18 protein-coding genes and 1 riboswitch are annotated in these 20,410 nt (G+C 69.3%); of the genes, 4 read left to right on the forward strand and 14 right to left on the reverse strand.

Going from position 1 to position 20,410, the window contains the following annotated elements:
• The 10 genes from KBI44_13480 to trmFO all read right to left on the reverse strand — a co-directional run.
• Positions 1–286, reverse strand: a 286-nt coding sequence (locus KBI44_13480; protein MBP9145492.1) for a phosphomethylpyrimidine synthase ThiC, incomplete at its 3' end; no start/stop codon positions are given.
• Positions 276–389: riboswitch (TPP riboswitch) on the reverse strand. Its footprint overlaps the gene before it by 11 nt.
• Before the next feature lies 1 nt (position 390).
• A complete protein-coding gene (locus tag KBI44_13485; GenBank protein MBP9145493.1) occupies positions 391–1,662 on the reverse strand; it encodes a tyrosine--tRNA ligase in 1,272 nt (423 codons plus the stop codon).
• 73 nt (positions 1,663–1,735) lie between these two features.
• Positions 1,736–2,644 (reverse strand): diaminopimelate epimerase, encoded by a 909-nt coding sequence (gene dapF / locus KBI44_13490; GenBank protein ID MBP9145494.1) that lies wholly within the window; start codon positions 2,642–2,644, stop codon positions 1,736–1,738.
• Positions 2,641–3,867 carry a fibronectin type III domain-containing protein gene (locus KBI44_13495; protein MBP9145495.1) on the reverse strand — a complete coding sequence of 409 codons (1,227 nt, stop codon included), beginning with the start codon at positions 3,865–3,867 and terminating at the stop codon, positions 2,641–2,643. The genes dapF and KBI44_13495 overlap by 4 nt, the downstream gene beginning before the upstream one ends.
• A complete protein-coding gene (gene hslU, locus KBI44_13500) occupies positions 3,857–5,341 on the reverse strand; it encodes an ATP-dependent protease ATPase subunit HslU (GenBank protein ID MBP9145496.1) in 1,485 nt (494 codons plus the stop codon). The genes KBI44_13495 and hslU overlap by 11 nt, the downstream gene beginning before the upstream one ends.
• Positions 5,338–5,877 carry an ATP-dependent protease subunit HslV gene (hslV, locus tag KBI44_13505; protein ID MBP9145497.1) on the reverse strand — a complete coding sequence of 180 codons (540 nt, stop codon included), beginning with the start codon at positions 5,875–5,877 and terminating at the stop codon, positions 5,338–5,340. Before hslV ends, hslU begins: the two co-directional genes overlap by 4 nt.
• 58 nt (positions 5,878–5,935) lie before the next feature.
• Entirely contained in the window at positions 5,936–7,552 is a 1,617-nt protein-coding gene (locus tag KBI44_13510) for a PAS domain S-box protein (protein MBP9145498.1), read from the reverse strand.
• Between the two features lie 31 nt (positions 7,553–7,583).
• Positions 7,584–8,531, reverse strand: coding sequence for a hypothetical protein (locus tag KBI44_13515; protein MBP9145499.1), 948 nt, complete (start codon positions 8,529–8,531; stop codon positions 7,584–7,586).
• Positions 8,531–9,544 (reverse strand): tyrosine recombinase XerC, encoded by a 1,014-nt coding sequence (xerC, locus tag KBI44_13520; protein ID MBP9145500.1) that lies wholly within the window; start codon positions 9,542–9,544, stop codon positions 8,531–8,533. The genes KBI44_13515 and xerC overlap by 1 nt, the downstream gene beginning before the upstream one ends.
• Positions 9,532–10,872 (reverse strand): methylenetetrahydrofolate--tRNA-(uracil(54)-C(5))-methyltransferase (FADH(2)-oxidizing) TrmFO, encoded by a 1,341-nt coding sequence (trmFO, locus tag KBI44_13525; GenBank protein MBP9145501.1) that lies wholly within the window; start codon positions 10,870–10,872, stop codon positions 9,532–9,534. Before trmFO ends, xerC begins: the two co-directional genes overlap by 13 nt.
• Before the next feature lie 93 nt (positions 10,873–10,965).
• Here trmFO and KBI44_13530 point away from each other — a divergent pair, with 93 nt between their 5' ends.
• Positions 10,966–11,502, forward strand: coding sequence for a hypothetical protein (locus tag KBI44_13530; protein MBP9145502.1), 537 nt, complete (start codon positions 10,966–10,968; stop codon positions 11,500–11,502).
• A gap of 31 nt (positions 11,503–11,533) precedes the next feature.
• On the opposite strand, the gene KBI44_13535 is transcribed toward KBI44_13530, so the two are convergent.
• From KBI44_13535 to dprA, 4 genes are all read right to left on the reverse strand, one after another.
• The gene (locus KBI44_13535; protein ID MBP9145503.1) at positions 11,534–11,920 is read right to left on the reverse strand and encodes a type II toxin-antitoxin system VapC family toxin; all 387 of its coding nucleotides are present in this window, start codon (positions 11,918–11,920) and stop codon (positions 11,534–11,536) included.
• The gene (locus tag KBI44_13540) at positions 11,917–12,141 is read right to left on the reverse strand and encodes a type II toxin-antitoxin system Phd/YefM family antitoxin (GenBank protein MBP9145504.1); all 225 of its coding nucleotides are present in this window, start codon (positions 12,139–12,141) and stop codon (positions 11,917–11,919) included. The genes KBI44_13535 and KBI44_13540 overlap by 4 nt, the downstream gene beginning before the upstream one ends.
• 140 nt (positions 12,142–12,281) lie before the next feature.
• Complete coding sequence (topA, locus tag KBI44_13545; protein ID MBP9145505.1) at positions 12,282–14,612, reverse strand: type I DNA topoisomerase; 2,331 nt, start codon at positions 14,610–14,612, stop codon at positions 12,282–12,284.
• Between the two features lie 148 nt (positions 14,613–14,760).
• Positions 14,761–15,972, reverse strand: a complete 1,212-nt coding sequence (gene dprA / locus KBI44_13550) for a DNA-processing protein DprA (GenBank protein ID MBP9145506.1) — start codon at positions 15,970–15,972, stop codon at positions 14,761–14,763.
• 189 nt (positions 15,973–16,161) lie between these two features.
• Here dprA and KBI44_13555 point away from each other — a divergent pair, with 189 nt between their 5' ends.
• From KBI44_13555 to KBI44_13565, 3 genes are read left to right on the forward strand one after another with little or no spacing between them, the layout of a single operon-like run.
• On the forward strand, positions 16,162–16,722 hold the full coding sequence (locus tag KBI44_13555) for a tetratricopeptide repeat protein (GenBank protein ID MBP9145507.1): 561 nt from the start codon (positions 16,162–16,164) through the stop codon (positions 16,720–16,722).
• The gene (locus KBI44_13560) at positions 16,719–17,456 is read left to right on the forward strand and encodes a hypothetical protein (GenBank protein ID MBP9145508.1); all 738 of its coding nucleotides are present in this window, start codon (positions 16,719–16,721) and stop codon (positions 17,454–17,456) included. The genes KBI44_13555 and KBI44_13560 overlap by 4 nt, the downstream gene beginning before the upstream one ends.
• Positions 17,457–17,473: 17 nt before the next feature.
• Positions 17,474–20,410: a PD40 domain-containing protein gene (locus tag KBI44_13565; protein MBP9145509.1), complete on the forward strand. Its 2,937-nt coding sequence runs from the start codon at positions 17,474–17,476 to the stop codon at positions 20,408–20,410.

Raw genomic sequence — 20,410 nt, forward strand, 5'->3', positions numbered from 1 at the left:
TGCCGATGTTGGCGTTGATCTTGGTCTTGAAGGCTTTGCCGATGACCATCGGCTCGAGCTCGGTGTGGCGGATGTTGGCCGGAATGATGGCGCGTCCGCGGGCGACCTCCGAACGGATCGACTCGGGGTCGATGCGCTCCTTCGCGGCGATGAAGTGCATCTCCTCGGTGATGACGCCCTGGCGGGCGTAGAAGAGCTGCGTCGGGGTGGCGTCCCCGGTGCGGCGCGCGACCCAGGGGGCGCGCGGCAGGGCGATGCCGAAACTGTTCGTGGAAGGCTGGTTCATGTCGCATTCCCTCCGCCGGTCTGAACCGGTTCAGGTTCCAAGGGTCTGATCTCAGCCCCCCGCCGGCCCGAACGGCCGCGGCAGGACACCCCTTGCGATGACGTTCAGTGAATCTGCAGCTTGACGAATCTCCGCTTGCCGACCTTGACCAGGTAGGGTTCGGGGCGCGCCGCGAGGGCGAGGTGAGCATCGCTCACGCGTTCCCCGTCGACCGCCACGGCGCCTTGCTCGACCAGGCGCCGTGCCTCATTCTTGGACGCCACGACGCCCGCGCCGACCAGTTGCTCCACCAGCAGGCTCCCAACCTTTACCGAGCCTTCTGAACCGGCTGCCGAAAGCGTTCCGGAATCCGAGACAAAAACAAACTCCGGGACTTCATCCGGCGCGCCGCCGCCGGCGAAGACGCGCTCGAACTCAGCCTCGGCTTCGGTGGCCGCCGCCTCGCCGTGGAAGTCGGCGACCAGGCGGCGGGCGAGCTCCTGCTTGACGAGCTTGGGGTGCAGGGCGCCCGCGGCGACGGCGCTCTTCTTGGCGTCGATGTCGGACTTCGGCAGGTCGGTGAGCAGAAGGAGCCAGTCCCACATCAGGGTGTCGGGGATCGACAGCGTCTTGCCGTAGATCTCCTTCGGCGTGTCCTCGACCGCGATCGCGTTGCCGAGCGACTTCGACATCTTCTCGTGGCCGTCGAGGCCGACGAGGAGCGGCACCGTCAGGCAGACCTGGGGCTCGAGTCCCTCCTCCTTCATGAGGTCCCGGCCGACCAGCAGGTTGAAGATCTGGTCGTGACCGCCCAACTCGACGTCGCAGCCGAGGTCGGGGATCTTCGCCATCTCGACCGAGTCTTTCGCCTGCACGAGCGGGTAGAGCAGCTCGTGGAGCGAAATCGGCTGCTGCTCGCGGAAACGGGTGCGGAAGTCGTCGCGCTCCATCATCCGCGCCAGCGTCCACTTGCCGGCGAGGCGAATCATCCCCTCGGCTCCCAGCGGCGTCAGCCACTCGCCGTTGTAGCGGATGACGGTCGCCTCACGGTCGAGCACCTTGAAGACCTGGCGCTTGTAGGTCTCGGCGTTCGCCAGCACCTGCTCGCGCGTGAGCTGCGGGCGGGTCGCCTTCTTGCCCGTCGGGTCGCCGATCATGCCGGTGAAGTCGCCGATGAGGAAGATCACCCGGTGGCCGAGCTGCTGGAAATGCCGCATCTTGCGCAGCAGCACCGTATGGCCGAGATGGAGGTCGGGGGAGGAGGGATCGAAGCCGGTCTTCACCGCGAGCGGCTTCCCGGTCTTCCGCGATCGCTCCAGCTTGCGCGCCAGATCGGCCTCCGAGACGAGGTCGACGGCACCGCGGCGGAGCACCTCCATCTGTTCTTCGACCGGCAGGAATTCGCGCGTCATGAGGCCGGCGAGCTTAGCAAATGGGAGATCGCGGAACCGGCGCCGCGCTGGGCGCGACTCAGGCCGACCAGCGGGGAGCGGGCGGCGGCGGCAGGCCGGCCTCGGGGGTCAGCTCGACGCTGCCGAGGATGCGGGCGTCGCCGGCGAGCGACCAGTTGCGCAGCGCGGAGTCGACCGTCTGGCCGTCCACGGTGAGCGTGAAACCGCCGAGCGTGCTCGCGGAGAGCGGGAGCCGCGCGAGGTTGAGCAGGAGGCCGACGGCGGTCGCCGCCAGGACGCCGGTGCCGCAGGCGAGGGTCTCCGCCTCGACACCACGTTCGAAGCTGCGGATCTCCATCCGGTTCGAGGTCGGAAAACGGACGAAATCGACGTTGGTTCCGCCTGGCGCGAACTCAGGATGGGCGCGGAGGGCTCCCCCCAGTTCGGCGACCGGAGCGTTGGCGAGCGACTCGGGCCAGACCAGCACGAAGTGGGGTACCCCGACGGTGACGAACCACCCTTCGTGAGCCCGCCCGGCGACCTCCAGGATGCGCCTGCGCGGCACGTTCTCGGGTGCCGGTAGCTGGAGCGCGATCTCGGTCGGGGCGACGGCGCGCGCCGCGAAAGTGCCGGCATCGGTCGTGATGCGGAATCTGTCCTTCGCCCAGCCGAGATGGAGCGCCAGCCGCGCGGCGCAGCGAGTGCCGTTGATGCAGAGCGCCGCGGGGAGGCCGTCCGCGTTCCAGTAGCGCATCCGGACATCGCCCGGAAGGTCGGCGTCGGCCGGGAGCGGGGCGCTGCTCGGCGGAGGGGCCGCTCCCGCGGGCGGTACGGCGGCGACCCGCTGCAGAGTGAAGAGGCCGTCGGCCCCGAACGACAGGCCGCGCGCGCACCAAGAACGGATCTCGTCGGCGGACGGCTCGCGTTCCGGCGCGGCGAGCGCCAGAAAGTCGTTGCCGCCGCCGGAGACCTTGTAGACCGGGCTCACGGCACGCGGGTCGCGACCGCGGCGCCCGGAGGGCCGAGGTTCCCCGACTTGTCGATGGCAGCCACCCGGAACCGGAAGGTGAAGCCGGACGACAGACCGCGGTCGGTGAACTCGAGAGCGGCGACCGGTTCGGCATTCACGCGGTGAAAGTCGGCATCCGGCTCGGCGCGCTCGATGACGTAGCCGGCGACGTCGGGATCGGGGCTCGCCGACCAGACCAGGCGGACCTCACCGACGCTGCCCAGCGCCGAGAGCTCCGCCGGCGGCAGAGGAGCGAAGCGGTCCTGGTGGTCGATCTCGCGTTCGGCCGAGAGCGCGCTCTCCGACAGCGGCTCCCGGGTGCCGATCGCTGTCAAGGCGTAGATGTAGCGCCGGCCGTAGACGACACCGGTGTCCGCCATGGTGGCGACGGTGGCGTCGAGCGTAGCGATCGGTGCGCCGTAGGAAGTGCGCGCAGCGTCCCGCCGGTAGACGTTGTAGCCGGCGATGGCGCCGGTTCCGGCAACACCGGGGCCACCGGCCGGCGCCGCGGTCCACGAGAGCTCGACGCCGTTGCGGCTGGCGACGGCGAGGAAGTCCGCGGGCGGCGACGGCGGCAGACGCGGCACGAGCCCGGCGAGATTCGACCAGTCGGAGGTCTCGCCGCCGGTGGCGTGAGTGCGGACGCTGAAGATGCGCGCCGGCATGTCGGTCGCGAGCGGCTCGGGGAGGCGGAAACGCAACGTGATCCGGTCGCCGGAGATGGCGCTCGCGAGCTCCGCTCCGGAGAGCGCGAGGAACGGCTTGGCTGCCAGCGCGAACTCGCGCGGATCGGGCATCACCAGGACGAAGGCAGCGCCCGGGGCGCCCGGGGGCGGCGCTGGTGACGCGGTGACCGGGGGGGGCGCAGGGGTCGCAGGGGTCCCAGAGGGTGCAGGAGTCGCAGGGGTCGCAGGAACGGCAGCGACCGCCGAGGCGACCGGCCGGTCGAGCGCGAAGAGCGTCACCGCGTCGATGCCCGGCAACGGCAGGCCGGCGACGGTCGACTTCGGGTAGGCGAACTCCGCCACGACCTCGAGGCCGCGCTGGCGAACCTTGAGGTCGCTCGCGGCCTGCGGAATCGTGCGCGGCGCCGGCATCGGATCGCCCTTCTTGCCGCAGGCGAGGACGGGCAGGAAGAGGGCGCCCAGAAGGAGCGCGCCCAGGGCGCGCGTCGAGAGGCGAACCGGTCGGCTAGAGGACATAGCGGCTGAGATCCTGATTCTGGACGATGTCATCGAGAATTCTGCGAACGAATGCGGCGTCGATGTCGAGCACCACTCCGGCCATGTCCGGGGCTTCGAAGGAGACCTCCTCGAGCAGCCGTTCGATCACCGTGGCGAGCCGCCGGGCACCGATGTTCTCGGTCGAACGGTTGACCTCGACGGCGATGCGCGCGAGCTCGACGATCGCGTCTTCCTGGAAGCGGATCGTCAGCCCCTCGGCCCCCAGGAGCGCGGTGTACTGCTTGGTGAGGGCCGTCTCGGGCTCGGTGAGGATGCGGATGAAATCGGCCTCGGTGAGCGGCTCGAGCTCGACCCGGATCGGAAAGCGGCCCTGGAGCTCGGGGATCAGGTCGGAGGGCTTCGAGACGTGGAACGCCCCGGCGGCGATGAAGAGAATGTGGTCGGTCTTCACCGGCCCGTACTTGGTCGCCACCGTCGTACCTTCGACGACCGGCAGGAGGTCGCGCTGCACGCCCTCCCTGGAGATGTCGGGGCCGTGGCTCGAGCCTTCGCGCCCGGCGATCTTGTCGATCTCGTCGAGGAAGACGATGCCGGTCTGCTCGACCCGGGTGCGCGCCTCGCGCGCCAGCTGCTGACGATCGATCAGCTTCTCGGCCTCCTCGGCGATCAACGCTTCGCGGGCCTCGGCGACCGTGGCCTTCTGCCGTCGCCGCCGCGAGAAGAGGCCGGGCATCATCTCCTTGAGATTGATGCCGATCTCTTCGACGCCCTGGGGCGTGAACATCTCGAGCGACGGGGCACTGCCGTCCTCCACCTCGATCTCGACGATGCGCCCGTCGAGGGCGCCCGAGCGCAGCTTCTCGCGCAGCTTCTCGCGCGTCGAGTGGGCGTCCTCGGGGTGCGCTGCCGCCGCGCCGGTGCCCGCGGCGGGCGGGGCGCCCGTCACGCCCGCGGCAGGGGCCGGAACCGTTGGCGGCGAGGTGCCCAATGTCGCGAGCGTGGTCGCGCCGGAGGGAGGCCCCGGTGGCAGGAGCAGGTCGAGCAGGCGCTCTTCGGCGCGTTCGGCGGCGGTCGCCGCGACGGTTTCGCGACGCTCTTCGCGGACGATCGCGACGCCGATCTCGGTGAGGTCGCGCACGATCGATTCGCAGTCGCGGCCGACATAGCCGACCTCGGTGAACTTGGAGGCCTCCACTTTGAGGAACGGCGCCTTGGCAAGCTTTGCGAGGCGGCGGGCGATCTCGGTCTTGCCGACGCCGGTCGGCCCGATCATCAGGATGTTCTTGGGCACGATGTCGTCGCCGACTTCGCGCGGCAACTGCTGGCGCCGCCAGCGGTTGCGCAGGGCGATCGCCACCGAACGCTTGGCGGCGCGCTGGCCGACGACGTACTTGTCGAGCTCTGCGACGATCTGGCGCGGGGTCAGATTGTCGAGCGCGAGCTCCGGCCGATCGGCGGAAGCGCGCGGGCCGTCCGGCGGTGAGGCGGTCACAGCTCTTCCAGGGTCAGGCGGTCGTTGGTGTAGATGCAGAGCTCGGCCGCGATTCGCATCGCCTCGCGGGCGACCTCGTTCGCGGAGAGTGCCGTGTGGCGCAGAAGAGCCCGGCCTGCCGCGAGGGCGAAGTTGCCGCCGGAGCCGATGCCCAGCAGGCCGTCTTCGTCGGGCTGCAGCAGGTCGCCCGTGCCCGAGACGAGGAAGCTCTTCTCGGCGTCGGCGACGATCATCACCGCCTCGAGCTGGCGCAGGACGCGGTCGGTCCGCCAGTCCTTGGCGAGCTCGACCACGGCGCGTTCGAGGTTCTGGTTGAACTCCTCGAGCTTGGTCTCGAACCGGGTGAAGAGCGCCAGACCGTCGGCGGCGCCGCCGGCGAAGCCGACCAGCACCCGGCCCCCCTTCCCGGCACGCTTGACCTTCGCGGCGCCGGACTTCATCACGGCGTTGCCGAGGGTCACCTGACCGTCGGACGCCATCGCCACGCGGCCATCGCGTCGCACCAGGAGGACCGTCGTCGCGCGCATTCGGGGCATCGGACGGTCATTGTATCAACCGGACGACGCGGACCGGACGACGTGCGGCGGACGATGCTCAGACCTGCGCTGGCGGAGCTTCGGCGAAGTAGACGCGGATATGGGTACCGGCTCGCGGACGCGACTCGAGGGCGACGGCGGCGCGATGAGCGCGGAGGATCCCGAGAACGGAGGGCAGGCCGAGCCCGCGTCCGCGCTCCTTGGTGGTGAAGAACGGTTCCCAGATGCGCTCCATCGTCGCGACTTCCATGCCGGAGCCGTTGTCGATCACCTCGAGGAGCACGGCAGGGCCGGGCGTCATGCCGTCTCCGAGCAGGAGCGACCCGAGGTCGCCGGGTCGGAGCTCGACCCTCCGCGTCCGGACCAGCACCCGCCCGGGCTCCTGACCCTGCCCGGCGCCCGCGCCGGCGGCGCTCGTCGGCATGGCGGCGATGGTGGCGATGGCGTCGTGCGCGTTCGAGAGCAGGTTCAGGATGACCTGGCGGAGTTGGCTCGAATCCCCGCGGATCGGCGGCAGGCGCGGCGCGAGATCGAGGCGGGTGGCGGTGGAGAGGGTCGCCAGCGCCCGCAGCAGGTGGATCACGTCCTCCACCAGGGCGTTGAGGTCGATCGCCCGCGGCTCGATCTCGCCCCGGCCGGCGTAGACCAGAAGCTGGCGTGCCAGCTCCGTGGCCCGGTCGGCCGCCGCGCTGATGGCGAGCGCCCGGTCGCGAAGCGGCGAATCCGCAGGCAGCCGGTCGAGCAGCAACTCGACGTTGCCGACGATCGGCGTCAGCAGGTTCGAGAAGTCGTGCGCGATGCCGCCGGCGAGGAGCCCGAGACTCTCCAGACGCTCGGTGCGCCGCAGGAGCTCCTCGCTGCGCTTGCTTTCGGTGATGTCCTGGGTCATGCCGAGGATCTGGCGGATGCGCCCTTCGTCGTCGCGCAGGAACGGCGTGTTGTGCGACCGGAACCAGCGCCACTCGCCGTTCCTGTGCCGCAGGCGGAAGTCGACCGTCAGGGAGCTGCCGTCGACGAAGCCCTGCCAGCGCGTATCGCGATCGAGCGCCGCCGCCACGTCGTCGGGATGACAGAGCTTCGCGAACGGGTAGGGACCGAGAGCCGCGGCCTCGGCAGGGGAGTAGCCGAGCGCTGCCGGCACCGAGCGGTTGATGTAGATGTCGCGTCCGAGGTCGTAGTCGTAGATGAAGAGAAAATAGGGCGCGACCTCGGCGATCCGCGCCAGACGCCGGCTCATCTCCTGGGCGTCGCTCCGCACCTGCTCGCGGTCGGTGACGTCGCCGAGGAAGGCGAGCACCGCCGGCCGGTCGTGCCACCGCACCGGCATGGAGTGCACTTCGAGCACGAGAATGTCTCCGCCCGGGCGGACGATCTTCGTCACCGTGCTCCGTTCGCCCGTGTCGCCGGCGAGGCGGCGCAGGTAGAGCTCCTGGACGACGCTCTGGTCCGCAGGGTGGACGAAGTCGAGGAAGGAGGCTCCGATGAGCTGGTCGATGGCGCTCGCGGAGATGCGGGCGGCTGCGCGGTTCGCCACCGTGATCCGGCCGTCCTGAAGGACGAGGATCGCTTCGTGGCTGTTGTCGAAGGCGACACGGTAGTGCGCGTCGGCCGCAGGCTCGGCCCCGGCGGCGGTCGCCGGCGGCGCGCCTGCGGACGGTGGCCTCGTTTCGTGCATCCCGGGAGCTCCTGTCGACTCCGGTTCTAGCCTACTCGCATTCCGTCCGCCGCGGAGGTACGGGCTGGGCGTGCCCGCAGGAGCGGCCCGCGAGGGTCGTGAGCGCCGGAAGCGCCGTGATCGAAGCCACGAGACGCCGGATCGCGGCCGGGGCGCCCTCGAGGAAGAGCGTCGGCTCCGCCAGCTCGAGCTCGAGCAGGAGTGGGTCGCCGGCGTCGTCGCGGGCGAGGTCGACACGCGCGTAGAGGGCCTCCGGAGTGCCGGTCGCCTCCCGGGCGGCGGTGAGGATGCGCCGCGCCGCGGCGAGCTCGTCGGGCGCCGCAGCGACCGGAATGCCCTCGGGTACGCCGGCCCGGCGTCCGCCGAGAGTAAGTGCGTTCTTGCGCACGGCGTGGCTGAACTGGCCGTCGATGTGGACGAGGGAGCGTTCGCCATGGGTCTCGACCGACCTCAGGAACGGCTGCACGAGCATGTCGCGCGCGGGCAGCAGGCGCGCGAGGTGTGCCTCGCCGGCCTCCTTGTCATCGGCGCGCACGACGATCGTCTCCCAGGAGTCGGCGGAGATGGCCGGCTTGAGGACAGCGTCACCCCAGCCCCGGGAGGCGAGAAGCCGGGAGAGGGTTCCGGCTGCGCAATCCATGGAGCGTGGCAGGAGTGCCGTCGGAACGACCGGCAGACCCCGCGCTGCGAGCTCCACGAGGTACCCCTTGTGCAGGTTCCAGCGCACCGTCGGCAGCGGGTTGACCAACAGCGTCGCCGCGGCGGCGCGCTCCGCCCAGGCGAGAAACTCCGCCGCGCGGTGAAAGTAGTCCCAGGGCGACCGCAGCAGGGCGACCCGCGTCGACCCCCAGTCGAAATCCGGATCGTCCCAACAGACGATCCCGACGTCGAGCCCGGCGGCTCCGAGCGCCCGGGCGAGCGGCCGGTCGTCGGGGAAGAGCTCGGGAAGCTCGGCGCAGGTGACGAGCGCGATGTCCATCAGGCCTTCTGCGCGCTCGCGGGGGAGATGTCGGCGGGGGCGCTGTCGGCGGGGGTTGCGGTCGTCTCCGGACCCGGCCCGCCCTGCGCGCGGGCGCGTGGGTGGGCGTCGCGGTAGACCGCCTGCAGGCGCTCGATGTCGACGTGGGTGTAGCGCTGGGTCGTCGACAGCGAGCTGTGGCCGAGCAACTCCTGAATGGCCCTGAGGTCGGCGCCGCACTCGAGAAGGTGGGTGGCGAAGGTATGGCGGAGGGTGTGCGGATGGACGCCGCTCGCGGTGGCGGTCGCATCGACGTAGCGGTCGAGGATGCGGCGCACCGAGCGGTCGGTGAGGCGCTCGCCGCGCAGGTTCACGAACAGGGGCTCCTCGGAGGCTGGCGCGCGGCGACCGGCGAGGGCGCGCTCGCGCAGCGCCGTCCAGCCGCCGCGCCAGGCGCGTAGCGCCGCCTGCGCGGGACGCCCGAACGGCACCATGCGCTCCTTTCCCCCCTTGCCGAGGGTGCGGAGCACGCGCTCCTTGAGCTCGACGTCGCGCCAGTCGAGTCCGACCAGCTCGGCGACACGCAGGCCGGTGGCGTAGAGCAGCTCGAGGACGGCGCGATCCCGCTGCGCCATGGGTTCCTCCCCGGCCGGGGCTGCGAGCAGGGCCTCGATCTCGCCCGGTCGCAAGTGGCGGGGCAGGAGCTGCGGCGCCTTCGGGGTGCGCACCCGCTGCGCCGGGTTCGCGGCGGCTTCCCCGACCCGGCAGGCCCAGCGGAAGAAGGTCCGCAGGGCGGAGAGGGCGCGCCCCTGGCTGCGCCGCCCATGGTCCTTGGCGAGCGCGGCGAGGTAGGAGCGCACGGCGACGACGTCGATGGCGGCGAGGTCGATCGCCTCGGGAGGCTGGTTCCAGTAGTCGACCGAGAGGAACTCGACGAAGCGCAAGAGGTCGCCTTCGTAGGCGCGGACCGTGTGCGGCGAGAGGGCGCGTTCGCCTTCGAGATGAGCGAGGAAGCGGACGATCAGAGCCCGCACTGCGCCTTCCACTCGCCGAGCGCGGCGAGCGCCCGCCGGGCATAGACGCCGCGGCGTTCGTCCTTCTTCGGCAGCGGCTCGACGGGCGTGAACAGCCCGTAGTGGATGTTGGCGGGCTGGAAGTGCTTGGGATCGGACTCGGTCAGATGGCGCGCGAGCGCGCCGAGCGCTGTGGTCGCCGGAAAAGAGGGGGGTGGCGCACCGTCCTCGCCCGCCCGGCGCTCGAGCACGAGATAGAGCGCCACCGCGAGTCCGGTGGCCGCCGACTCGAGGTAGCCCTCGACGCCGGTGATCTGGCCGGCGAGGCGCAGCCGGGGCGACTTCTTTACCCGGTAGTCGGCCGTCAGGTGGCTGGGCGAGTTGATGAAGGTGTTGCGGTGGATCTGGCCGAGGCGGACGAACTCGGCGTTCGCGAGCCCGGGCAGCATGCGAAAGACGCGCTGCTGGTCGGGCCACTTCATCCGCGACTGGAAGCCGACCAGGTTGAAATGGCTCTTGGTGAGGTTCTCCTGGCGCAGCTGCATCACCGCCCAGGGCCGGTTGCCGTCGAGGCCGCGCAGGCCCACGGGCTTCATCGGCCCGAACCGGAGCGTGGCTTCGCCGCGCCGCGCGAGCTCCTCGATCGGCAGGCAACCCTCGAAGAAGAGCGCCTTCTCGAAGTCGTGGAGCGGCAGCACCTCGGCGTCGAGGATCGCCTGGTAGAAGGCGGCATACTGCGCCTTGTCGAGCCCCGAGTTGAGGTAGTCGTCGCCGTTGCCTTTGCCGTAGCGCGACATCCAGAAGAGCTGCGTCATGTCGAGCGACTCGCCGTCGACGATCGGCGCGATGGCGTCGTAGAAGTAGAGGTAGTCGCTCCCCAGGAGCTCGCCCAGCTCGGCGGCGAGCGCCGGCGAGGTGAGCGGTCCGGTGGCGAGGACGGTGTCGTGCTCCGCCGTCAGTGCGGCGAGATCGGTGACCTCTTCGCGCCGGATCTCGAGTCCCTCGAGGGCTTCGAGCTTCGCCGAAACGGCGGCCGCGAAGCGGTCACGATCGACCGCGAGGGCGCTGCCGGCTGGGACCGCGCATTCACGCGCGGTCCCGATCACCAGCGAGCCGAAGAGCTCCATCTCGCGCTTCAAGAGCCCGGCGGCATGCTCCGGGTCGTCGCTGCGCAGGGAGTTCGAGCACACCAGCTCGGCGAAGTCGCCGCTCTTGTGCGCCGGCGTCTCGCGCACCGGTCGCATCTCGTGCAGCACCACGGGCACCCCGCGCGAAGCGAGCTGAAAGGCGCACTCGCTGCCGGCGAGTCCTCCACCGACGATATGGACGGGAGCGAGCGGGGAGGGCATGGCCCGCATTGTAGCTGCCGTGACCCCTGGACAGCCCCGTTTCCGCCTGTAGAGGTAAGGGCGGGACACCTCTGCCGCCCGGGGAGATCTCCGATGGACGCCGCGCTCGCCATGCCGAACTTCCTCACGCGCCCGAAGCTGGGCGAGACCCTGCGGTTCTTCGGCCTCCTCTCGGGCGCCGAAGTCGAGATTGCCCTCAGCCGGCAGGCGAACGAGGGCGGCCGCCTCGGCACCTGCCTGCTCGACACCGGCCTGATGGACGAGGCGACGCTTCTCGCGGCGCTCGGCGCACAGCTCCATGCTGCGACCGTCGATGGCGCGACGCTCGCCGCCGTGCCGCAATCGAACGCGACCCTGCTGCCGGCGCGCGCTGCCCTGGTCGCCCGCGCCGTGCCGCTCGCCAGGAACGGCCGCACCCTCGAGGTCGCCATGCTCGATCCGGGCTCCATGCGCCTGATCGACGAGCTTTCGGCGGTCAGCCGGATGATCATCGTGCCGCGCCTCGCTCTGGAGGTGCGCCTGACGGAGTGCCTCGAGCGGCTCTACGACCAGACGATCTCAGGGCGGCTCGCCCGCACCCGGGCGAGGATCGAGCGGCGGCGAGAGAAGCAGGATTGCCAAGCGTCCTGAAGCCGTGAGGCCGTGACAGGACGGCGGGAGATCACCAGAAGACGCGGATGCCGAAGCTCTCGAACGCCGGGTCTCGGGTGACGAGCGGCAGCTCCTCGAGCGTGCTCTGCGCCGCGAGCATGCGATCGAAGGGGTCGCGGTGGGGATGAGGCCAGGCGCCCGCTCGTTGCGCATGCTCGATCGCGACCGGCAGGGCGGCGAAGCCGGCGCGTCGTACCCAGCCGTCGATATCCTGGACGAGCTCGCTCGCGACCGCGAGCTTTCCGAGGCGGTACTTGGTCGCGATCTCCCAGGCCGAGGCGGCGGAGACGAGGATCTCGTTCTGTGGTTCGGCGACGACCTCGCGCGCCGCCGGCGAGAGCCTCGGGTCGTCGAAAAGCCACCAGAGCAGGGCGTGAGTGTCGAGCAGGAATCTCAACTTTCCCATGCCGCAAGCTCCTCTTCCGGGAGAGGAGCGAACAGATCCTCGGCGACCTTTCCGTGGAGGAGGCCGGGCTGGCGGCGCGCCGGTGCCTGCAGCGGGCAGAGGCGGGCGTGCGGCCGGCCGCTTTTGGAGATGATGACCTCTTCGCCGGCGTGCGCCCGATCCAATAGCTTGGAGAGGTGCGTCTTCGCCTCATGGACGCTCACGGTCTTCATTCTGAAATTGTGACCAACAAGGTGAGCTAAGTCAACCAAGCGTCAGTGGGTCATCCGATCTGACCTTCCTTCGGGGGGTGGAGAGGGTGGTACGCCCTCGATGCGTTTCGCTGCGCCCTACGCACCCTACAAGGTGTTACCTACTCGGTGGCGCCGGGGCTTTCCGGGGCCTCGTAGGGTGCCGTGTAGTCGCACTCCTCGTTGGGGCAGACGAGCTCGGTGCCGCGGCGTTTGGTGGTCTTCAAGGTGAGGAGGGCGTAGGCGCACTTTGGGCAGGGTTGGGCGACTGGCGGGTTCCAGAGCGCGAACTTGCAGTCGGGGTAGCGGCTGCAGGAGTAGAAGATCTTGCCGCGGCGCGACTTCTTCTCCTGGATCGTGCCCTGCTTGCACTCGGGACACGCGACGCCGGTGTCCTTCGGTGGCGCCGGCGGCGGCCCGGTCTTGCGGATGTTCTTGCACTCCGGGTAGCCGGTGCAGCCCAAGAAGGTGCCGAAGCGGCTGCGGCGCATCGCCATGGGCTTGCCGCACTTCTCGCACGGCAGGGTATCGGATGGCTCCGCCGACGTTGCGGCTCCGCCTTCGGCGCCGGCGTTCAGGTCGCGCGTGTAGTCGCAGGGCGGCTCGTTGCGGTAGGTGCTGCAGCCGAGGAAGGCGCCGTAGCGGCCGAAGCGCATCACCAGATCCGAGCCGCACTTGGGGCACTTCTCTTCGACCGGCACGCCGTCGCGCTTGACGTTCGGCATCTTGTCGGTGGCGGTCGCGAGGTCCTTCGAGAAGCGGCTGTCGAACTCCTCGACCGCCTGCTTCCAGGGCATCTTGCCCTCCTCGATGCGGTCGAGCTCCTCCTCGAGCTGGGCGGTGTAGCCTTCGTTCAGGATGTCGGCGAAGCCCTGTTGCAGCATGCTGTTGACCATCTTGCCGAGCGCCAGCGGGTTGAATCGGCCCTCGAGCTTTTCGGCGTAGTCGCGCGTGGTCAGCGTCGAGAGGATCGCGGCGTAGGTCGAAGGCCGGCCGATCCCGTTCTCCTCGAGCGCCTTGACCAGCGTCGCCTCGCTGAACTGCGCCGGCGGCTGGGTGAACTTCTGCTCCTTGTCGAGCTTGACCAGCCTCAGCGTCTCGCCTTCCTTGAGGGCCGGCAGGAGCCCATCGGACTCGTCCTCGTCGTCGACGTCGCCCTTTTGCGCGGCGCGGCGCTCCGCGGCCTCCTCCTTGGCCTCCTGGTAGACGGCGAGGAAGCCCGGGCTCTTCATGACCTTGCCCGCGGCGCGCAGGGTGTAGATGCCGTTCTCGATGTCGACCTGGGTGACGTCGAAGACCGCCGGCAGCATCTGGCTGGCGATGAAGCGCTCCCAGATCAGGCGATAGAGCTTGAAGTCGTCGGGCTCGAGGTAGGGCGCGACCGCCTCGGGGGGCAGGTCGAGATAGGTCGGGCGGATCGCTTCGTGGGCATCCTGGGCGCCCTTCTTCGAGGCGTAGACGTTCGGTTTCGCCGGCAACTTGTCGGCGCCGTAGGTCGCGGCGATCGTCTCGCGCACGGCGTCGATCGCCTCCGCCGCCACCCGCGTCGAATCGGTACGCATGTAGGTGATGAGACCGATCTGGCCACGGTCGCCGATCTCCTTGCCTTCATAGAGACCCTGGGCGATGCCCATCGTGCGCTTCACCGAGTAGCTGAACTTCCGGGCCGCCTCCTGCTGCAGACGGCTGGTGATGAAGGGGGCCGAGGGGCGCTGCTTCGACTCCTTGCGCTCGATCGCGGCGACCTTGAACTTGCCCGCCAGGAGGTCCTTCTCGATGGCGGCGGCCTGCGTCCCGTCGCCGACCCTGGCCTTCTTGCCCGAGATCTGGTGCAGGCGGGCCGTGAACTCCGGCGGCGTCTTGGCAGCGAAGCGCCCGCCGACGATCCAGTATTCCTCCGGATTGAAGGCATCGATCTCGGCCTGGCGCTCGCAGACCATCTTGAGCGCCACCGACTGCACCCGGCCGGCGGACAGGCCCCGCTTCAGCTTGTCCCAGAGCAGCGGCGACAGCTTGAAGCCCATCAACCGGTCGATGACGCGCCGGGCCTGCTGGGCGTCGACCCGGTTGTAGTCGATCTTGGACTTGTTCTCGAGCGCCTTCATGACCGCGCTCTTGGTGATCTCGTTGAAGGTGACGCGGTGCATCTCCCCCTCGACGTCGCCCAGAACCTCGGCGATGTGCCAGGCGATCGCCTCGCCTTCGCGGTCCGGGTCGGGGGCGAGGTAGATCTGCTTGGCCTTCTTCGCCGCTTCCTTCAGTTTTTTGACGACGTCCTTCTTGGTGGCGAGGACGGCGTAGGTCGGTTCGAATCCGGGTCCCAGCCCCATGTCCTTCTTGGGCAGGTCGCGAATGTGTCCGACGGAAGCTTCGACGGCCCAGTCGCGCCCGAGGAACTTCTTCAGGGTGCGCGTCTTGGCGGGGCTTTCGACGATGATCAGGTTTTTGGCCACGGGAGTCCGATAAGGAAGGCGGCGCGGCGAAAATTCCGCGCCGGAGGGTGCCGGAGCCGCGGGATGCCTCCCGGGGCTTGCGAAACGAGCCGGCCGGCTTGGGGGGCCTTCCGGCAGCTTTTCGAAGGGGCGGAGGCTACCACAGCCGTCAAGGGGACCCCCGGCGGTAGCCGCCCACGGCGGACCGGATCGCCCAGCCGGCGAGCTCCAGCTCGAGCAGCGCCCCGACCGCCACATCGATACCGAGATCGGCGTTCGCCGCCAGCTGGTCGATGGCGAGGTCGCGCGTCGGATCGAGCGCCTGGAGCAGTGCGGACTGCGCCGGCGGCAGGCTCGGCGGGGCCAGCACCGTGCCCTCCGGGCTCGCACCGCGAGCTTCCCCGGTGGGCAGGCCGAGGCGCTCCAGGATGTCCGCCGGGTGGGTGACCGGCGCGGCGCCGTCGCGCAGGAGGTCGTTCGTCCCCAGGGCCTGCTCGTCGGTGATCCGCCCAGGGACGGCCAGGACTTCCCGCCCGAGCTCGAGGGCGAGCCGTGCGGTGATCAGCGAGCCCGAATGCGCCGCCGCTTCGACCACCACCGTGATTCCGGCCAGGGCGGCGATGATCCGGTTGCGAATGGGGAAGTTTCCCGCCGTCGGGCCGAGAGCGCAGGGGAACTCGCTGATCAGGGCGCCGCGGCCGCGGATGCGCTGCCCCAGCTCGCGGTGTCCCTTGGGGTAGTCGCAGGAGAGCCCACAGCCGAGGACGCCGATCGTCAGACCGTGCTCGGCGGCGAGAGCGCCCTGATGGGCGGCGGCATCGATCCCCCTGGCGAAACCGGAGACCACGACGACCCCCTGTCGGGCGAGCTCCCTGGCCAGCCAGGAGGCGACTTCGAGACCGTAGGGCGAGGCCTTCCGCGAGCCGACGATGGCGACTGCCGGGAAGCTCGAGGTGGGGCCCGACAGGGCGGCCTCGGCTGCGGGCAGGGTGGCCCGAGCGCCCGGATGCTCGAAGAGGGCCGCGCCCGAGCCGGCGATGGCAAGAACCGGCGGCGGCAATGCGAGGTCGGCGAGCCGGGTGGGATAGTCCGTTTCGAGCCGGGTCACGAGCCGCGCTCCGAGGCGCTCGGCCGCCTGTTCCTCCGCAAGGAGTGTCGCCTTCGCTCCTGCGACTCCCTGGATGGCGGCCCGGGCGTAATCCAAGGAGATGGAGAATCGGCTGGCCAGGGCTCTCTCGCGGCCGGGCTGCATGCAGTCCCGCCAGGTGTCGATCTCCTGCGCCAATCGGCACAGCGCCGCCCGGGGAAGTCCCGGGCAGGAGTTGAGGGCGACCAGGAGAGCGCGGTCGGAGGGGCGGTCTGGGCCTTGCATCCCGTTCATGAGCAGTTGGTAAAGACGAAATTCCAGGTCCACATCTGGCAGTTGTGCCGCAAAGATGCGGAGACCGATATGCCGGGGGGTACAGCCGGACTCCGGGAATGCGTCGTATATTCTGCCGACCGGTCGGCAAGGCACGCTGCGGGCCCCTGCCGCACGAGGTCTTTCCGGCTGGCGAGCAAGAGGGGGTTTATGAACCGGCTCAAGGTCGCGCGCAGCGCAGTCACAGTGTCGGTCCTGATGTGGAGTGTCTGGAGTCCCCCCGGTGCGGCCGCCAAGTCCGCCCCGGACGCCAAGTCCCAGCTCGCTTTCGGGGTCGACATGGCCAAGCGCGGGCTGTGGAGCGAGGCGCTCTTCCGGTTCGAGCAGGCGCGACTCCTCGCGCCCGGCAGTGTCTCGATCCTCAACAACCTGGCGATCTGCTACGAGGCTGGCGGCCGCTTCGAGGAGGCGCTCGAGGCCTATCGCGAAGCGCTCCAGCTGGCGCCCGAGAACAAGGCCGTAAAGCAGAACTACTCCCGTTTCGCCGAGTTCTACCAGGGCTACCGTCCCCGCAAGGCGACGGCTCCCGCGACGGCCCCGGCCCCCGTGCCGGTGCCGGAGGAAGCGCCGGCGCCCCCGACGGACGCCCCCGCATCCCCGCCGTCCCCAACGTCCCCAACGTCCCCAACGTCCGATGCTGCACCCGGCGCAGCCGCCGACCCGGCCGCGCCGCCGCCGGCCGCCGAACCGGTCTCCGGAGGTGGCGCGTGACCGGATCCCGCGGGTCCCGCCGGCGCCAAATGCCGCTCTGGCTTTCGGCAACGCTGCTCGCGGCCGCGCTCGGGACGCTCGGGTTCGAAGCACCGGCCGCCGCCGCCGTCGAGGTCAAGCTCCGCCTTCCGGTCCGGGCGCGCATCGATCTCGCCGGCAAGCGCACGATCACTCCGGCCCCCTTCATCGTCGTCACGCGTGAGGGCGCCGGTGAGACGCCGGGCGCCTCCTCGCTCAACGTGCAGCGCGAGTTCGAGCGCTACCTGGTCAAGGTCCTGCGGCGCGAGACCTCGCTCAAGATCCTCGAGAGCGGCCCGGTCGACTACCCCTCTTACGACCTCGATGTGCTGTCGCGCAACGTCGAATTCTGGCGCGCCCTGGGCGAACGCAGCCAGGCCGATCTGATCGTCGCCGGCAGCCTCGACTTCGACGTCCAGGACAAGAGTGGCTACCGCACGGAAGAGTACGTCTCGCCTTACGATGGTCGGGTCTACTACCGACAGGTCCTGGTCGAGCGCACCGGCTTCGACTACGACATCGCCATGATGGTCTTCGACGGCCAGACCGGCGAGCGCATCTTTTTCGACAACTTCAAGGACTTCAAGCAGTTCGAGGGTGAAGGCGCCGATCCCCTGAAGGGGATGTTCGAGAACCTGGCCTCGCTCGAGGACCGCATCGTCAACATCTTCACCCAGAAGACCGTCGAGACCAGCCGCACGCTGTTGACCGATTGACCGGAAAGGAGTTCCCTTTGGCTCATCTGGACCGCCTGGATCGATCGGCTGCTCGCACCGGCCGCGCCTTCGCCCGGCTCGCTGGCGCTGCTCTCGCCGCTCTGCTCTTCCTTGCCCTGGCCCCCGCCGCGGAGGCCCAGTTCGGCAAGAACAAGATCCAGTATCGCGACTTCGACTGGAAGCTCTATTCTTCGCCGCACTTCACCTTTTTCTACTACGAGTCCGAGGCCGACCAGCTCGAGAAGGTGGCCTCGCTCGCCGAGAGTGCCTACGACCGGCTGACGCGGGAGTTCGATCATCAGATCCAGGATCCGATCCCGATGATCTTCTACCTCACGCATTCGGCGTTCGAACAGAACAACATCATTCTGAACTTCATCCCGGAGGGTGTCGGCGCGTTCGCGACTCCGGTGCGCAACCGCATGGTCCTGCCGATCGACCTGCCGGACGGCGAGCTCTTCGCCCTGATCCTCCACGAGCTGACCCACATCTTCCAGTACGACATCCTCTACGCCGGCAAGGTCGGGCGAGGGGTCGGCGGCGGGGCTCCGCAGTGGTTCATGGAGGGAATGGCCTCCTACATGGCGAAGGACGAGTCCACCTCCGACAAGATGTACCTGCGCGATGCGGTGGTGAACGACTCGATCCCCTCGATCCTGCAGCGCGGCACCTCCGGGTTCCTCGCCTACCGTTTCGGCCATGCTGCCTTCGACTTCATCGAGGAGCGCTGGGGCAAGGAGGGGTTCCGCGACTTCCTGTTCGAGTTTCGCAACACGTTCGGCGGCCGGGCCGACCGCGCGGTCGAGCGCTCCTTCCGGATCGATCCGGAGGATTTCGACCTCGACTTCCGCCGCTGGCTGCGCAAGAAGTACCTGCCGCAGCTGGTCGAGACCGGCGAGCCTTCCGATTTCGGACGGCCGTTCCGCGACGACAAGGGCGAGATCCAGCAGGTCCTTTCGCCGGCAGCGTCGCCGTCCGGCGATCTGGTGGCGGCGCTCGCCGTCACCCGCGGCGATCTCGACATCGTCCTGTACGACACTCGCACGCGGCGTCCGATCGCCAACCTGACGAAGGGCTATACCGGCGAGTACGAGTATCTGGGGGCGCAGTTCCTGACCATCGGCGCGCGCATGGGCCGCGACATCTCCTTCTCGGCCGACGGCAACTACGTCGCCGCCTTCGCCAAGCGCGAGCGCGGCCGCAGCCTGATGATTTTCGACGTGCTCGAGCGCAAGCTCGTGAAGACGATCGAGATGGAGGTCGAGCAGCAGATGAACCCGGCCTTCAGCCCCGACGGCCGGACCGTCGCGTTTTCCGGCAACCGGGCCGGCCGGTTCGACATCTACACGGTCGACCTCGAGACTCGCGAGGTGACGAACGTCACCGATGACGAAACCTACGACGGCGCCCCGGTCTTTTCGCCCGACGGCGCCTCGATCGTGTTCACCTCCGTGATCGGCGAGAACGACGGCCATCTGTTCCGGGTCGATCTCGCCAACCGCAGCCAGCGCTACCGCCTGACCGAGGGCAACTGGACCGACAAGGACGCCATCTACAGCTCGAACGGCACCTGGCTGGTCTTCACCTCGGACCGCACCGGCATCGACAACATCTACGCCATGGAGCTCGCGACCGGCCGGACGCTGCAGCTCACCAACGCGGTCACCGGCTGTCTGATGCCGACCGTGCTCAAGCGCCAGGGCGAAATCGACCAGGTGGTCTACGCCGGCTTCTGGCGCGGCGGCTTCGACCTCTACCTGGTGGACATCGACAAGCCGGTGGCCGACGCCACGATCGCGATTCCGCCGGCCGAGCCGACGGTGGCGCAGCCGCTCGAACAGTTCGAGCCCGACATCCGGGTGACCCTCGACGAGGCCAACCGCTCGCAGTACCGGGGCTTCAAGCTCTTCGTCGAGGACGCCGGGGCATCGGTCGGCGTCACCGACGACCAGACCCTGCTCGGCTATACCTACCTTTCGCTCAGCGACTATCTGGGCGACCGGCGCCTGGTCATCAACTTCAGCTCGGTCTCGAGCTTCTCGAATTTCGACGTCGCCTACTTCGACCTCTCGCACCGCTGGACCTGGTCGGTGCAGGCGTTCGACCGGCGCGACTTCTACGTCCTCGGCGGCATCTCCGGCTCGCCCCTCGATCGCGAAGAGCGCCAGCAGGCGATTCAGCAGACCGGCGCCCAGGGCTCGTTCATCTACCCGTTCTCGCTCTATCACCGGGTGTCGGCCGGCGCCGGCTACATCTTCCAGAAGGCGGACCTGTTCACCGGGCAGGTCGTCCCGGACGAGAACGGGAACCCGGTGCCCGAGATTCAGAACTTCGAGGACGAATATCCCTACGTCACGGCAGCCCTGGTCGGCGACAGCGCGGTCTTCACCCAGCACGGGCCGGTCTCGGGCCGGCGCTGGCGCCTCGACGCGGTCTACGCCTTCGACCAGGACGCCGGCGGAGCGCTCTACACCCAGTACGAGCTGGAGATGCGCCAGTACCTCGCCGTCAGTCAGCGCAGCAACCTGGCGCTGCGCCTCTACACCGGGTACGCCGGCGGCAACGAGGTCCTCCCGCTCTACTTCGGCGGCCTGGACGACCTGCGGGGCGTCGACTTCCGTTCGATGGTCGGGGATCGCGTCTTCTACACCAACATCGAGTACCGCTTCCCGTTGATCGACGTCCTGGCGACGCCGCTCGTGAGCTTCCGCGGGGTGCGTGGCCGCGTCTTCCTGGATGTCGGAGGCGCGTGGTTCGACGTCTACGGTCAGGATTTCGACTTCTGGAACAGCGAGGACGGCCGTCTCCAGGACGCAGTCTCGTCCTACGGGTTCGGTGTCACCATCAACCTCATGGGCATCGACCTGAACTGGGACTTCGCGCAGCTCTGGGACTTCAAGGACAGCCTGGACGACAGCTTCGGTACCCAGTTCTGGATCGGAACGCGCTTCTAG

The sequence above is a fragment of the Thermoanaerobaculia bacterium genome (assembly GCA_018057705.1).
Taxonomy (GTDB): Bacteria; Acidobacteriota; Thermoanaerobaculia; order Multivoradales; family JAGPDF01; genus JAGPDF01.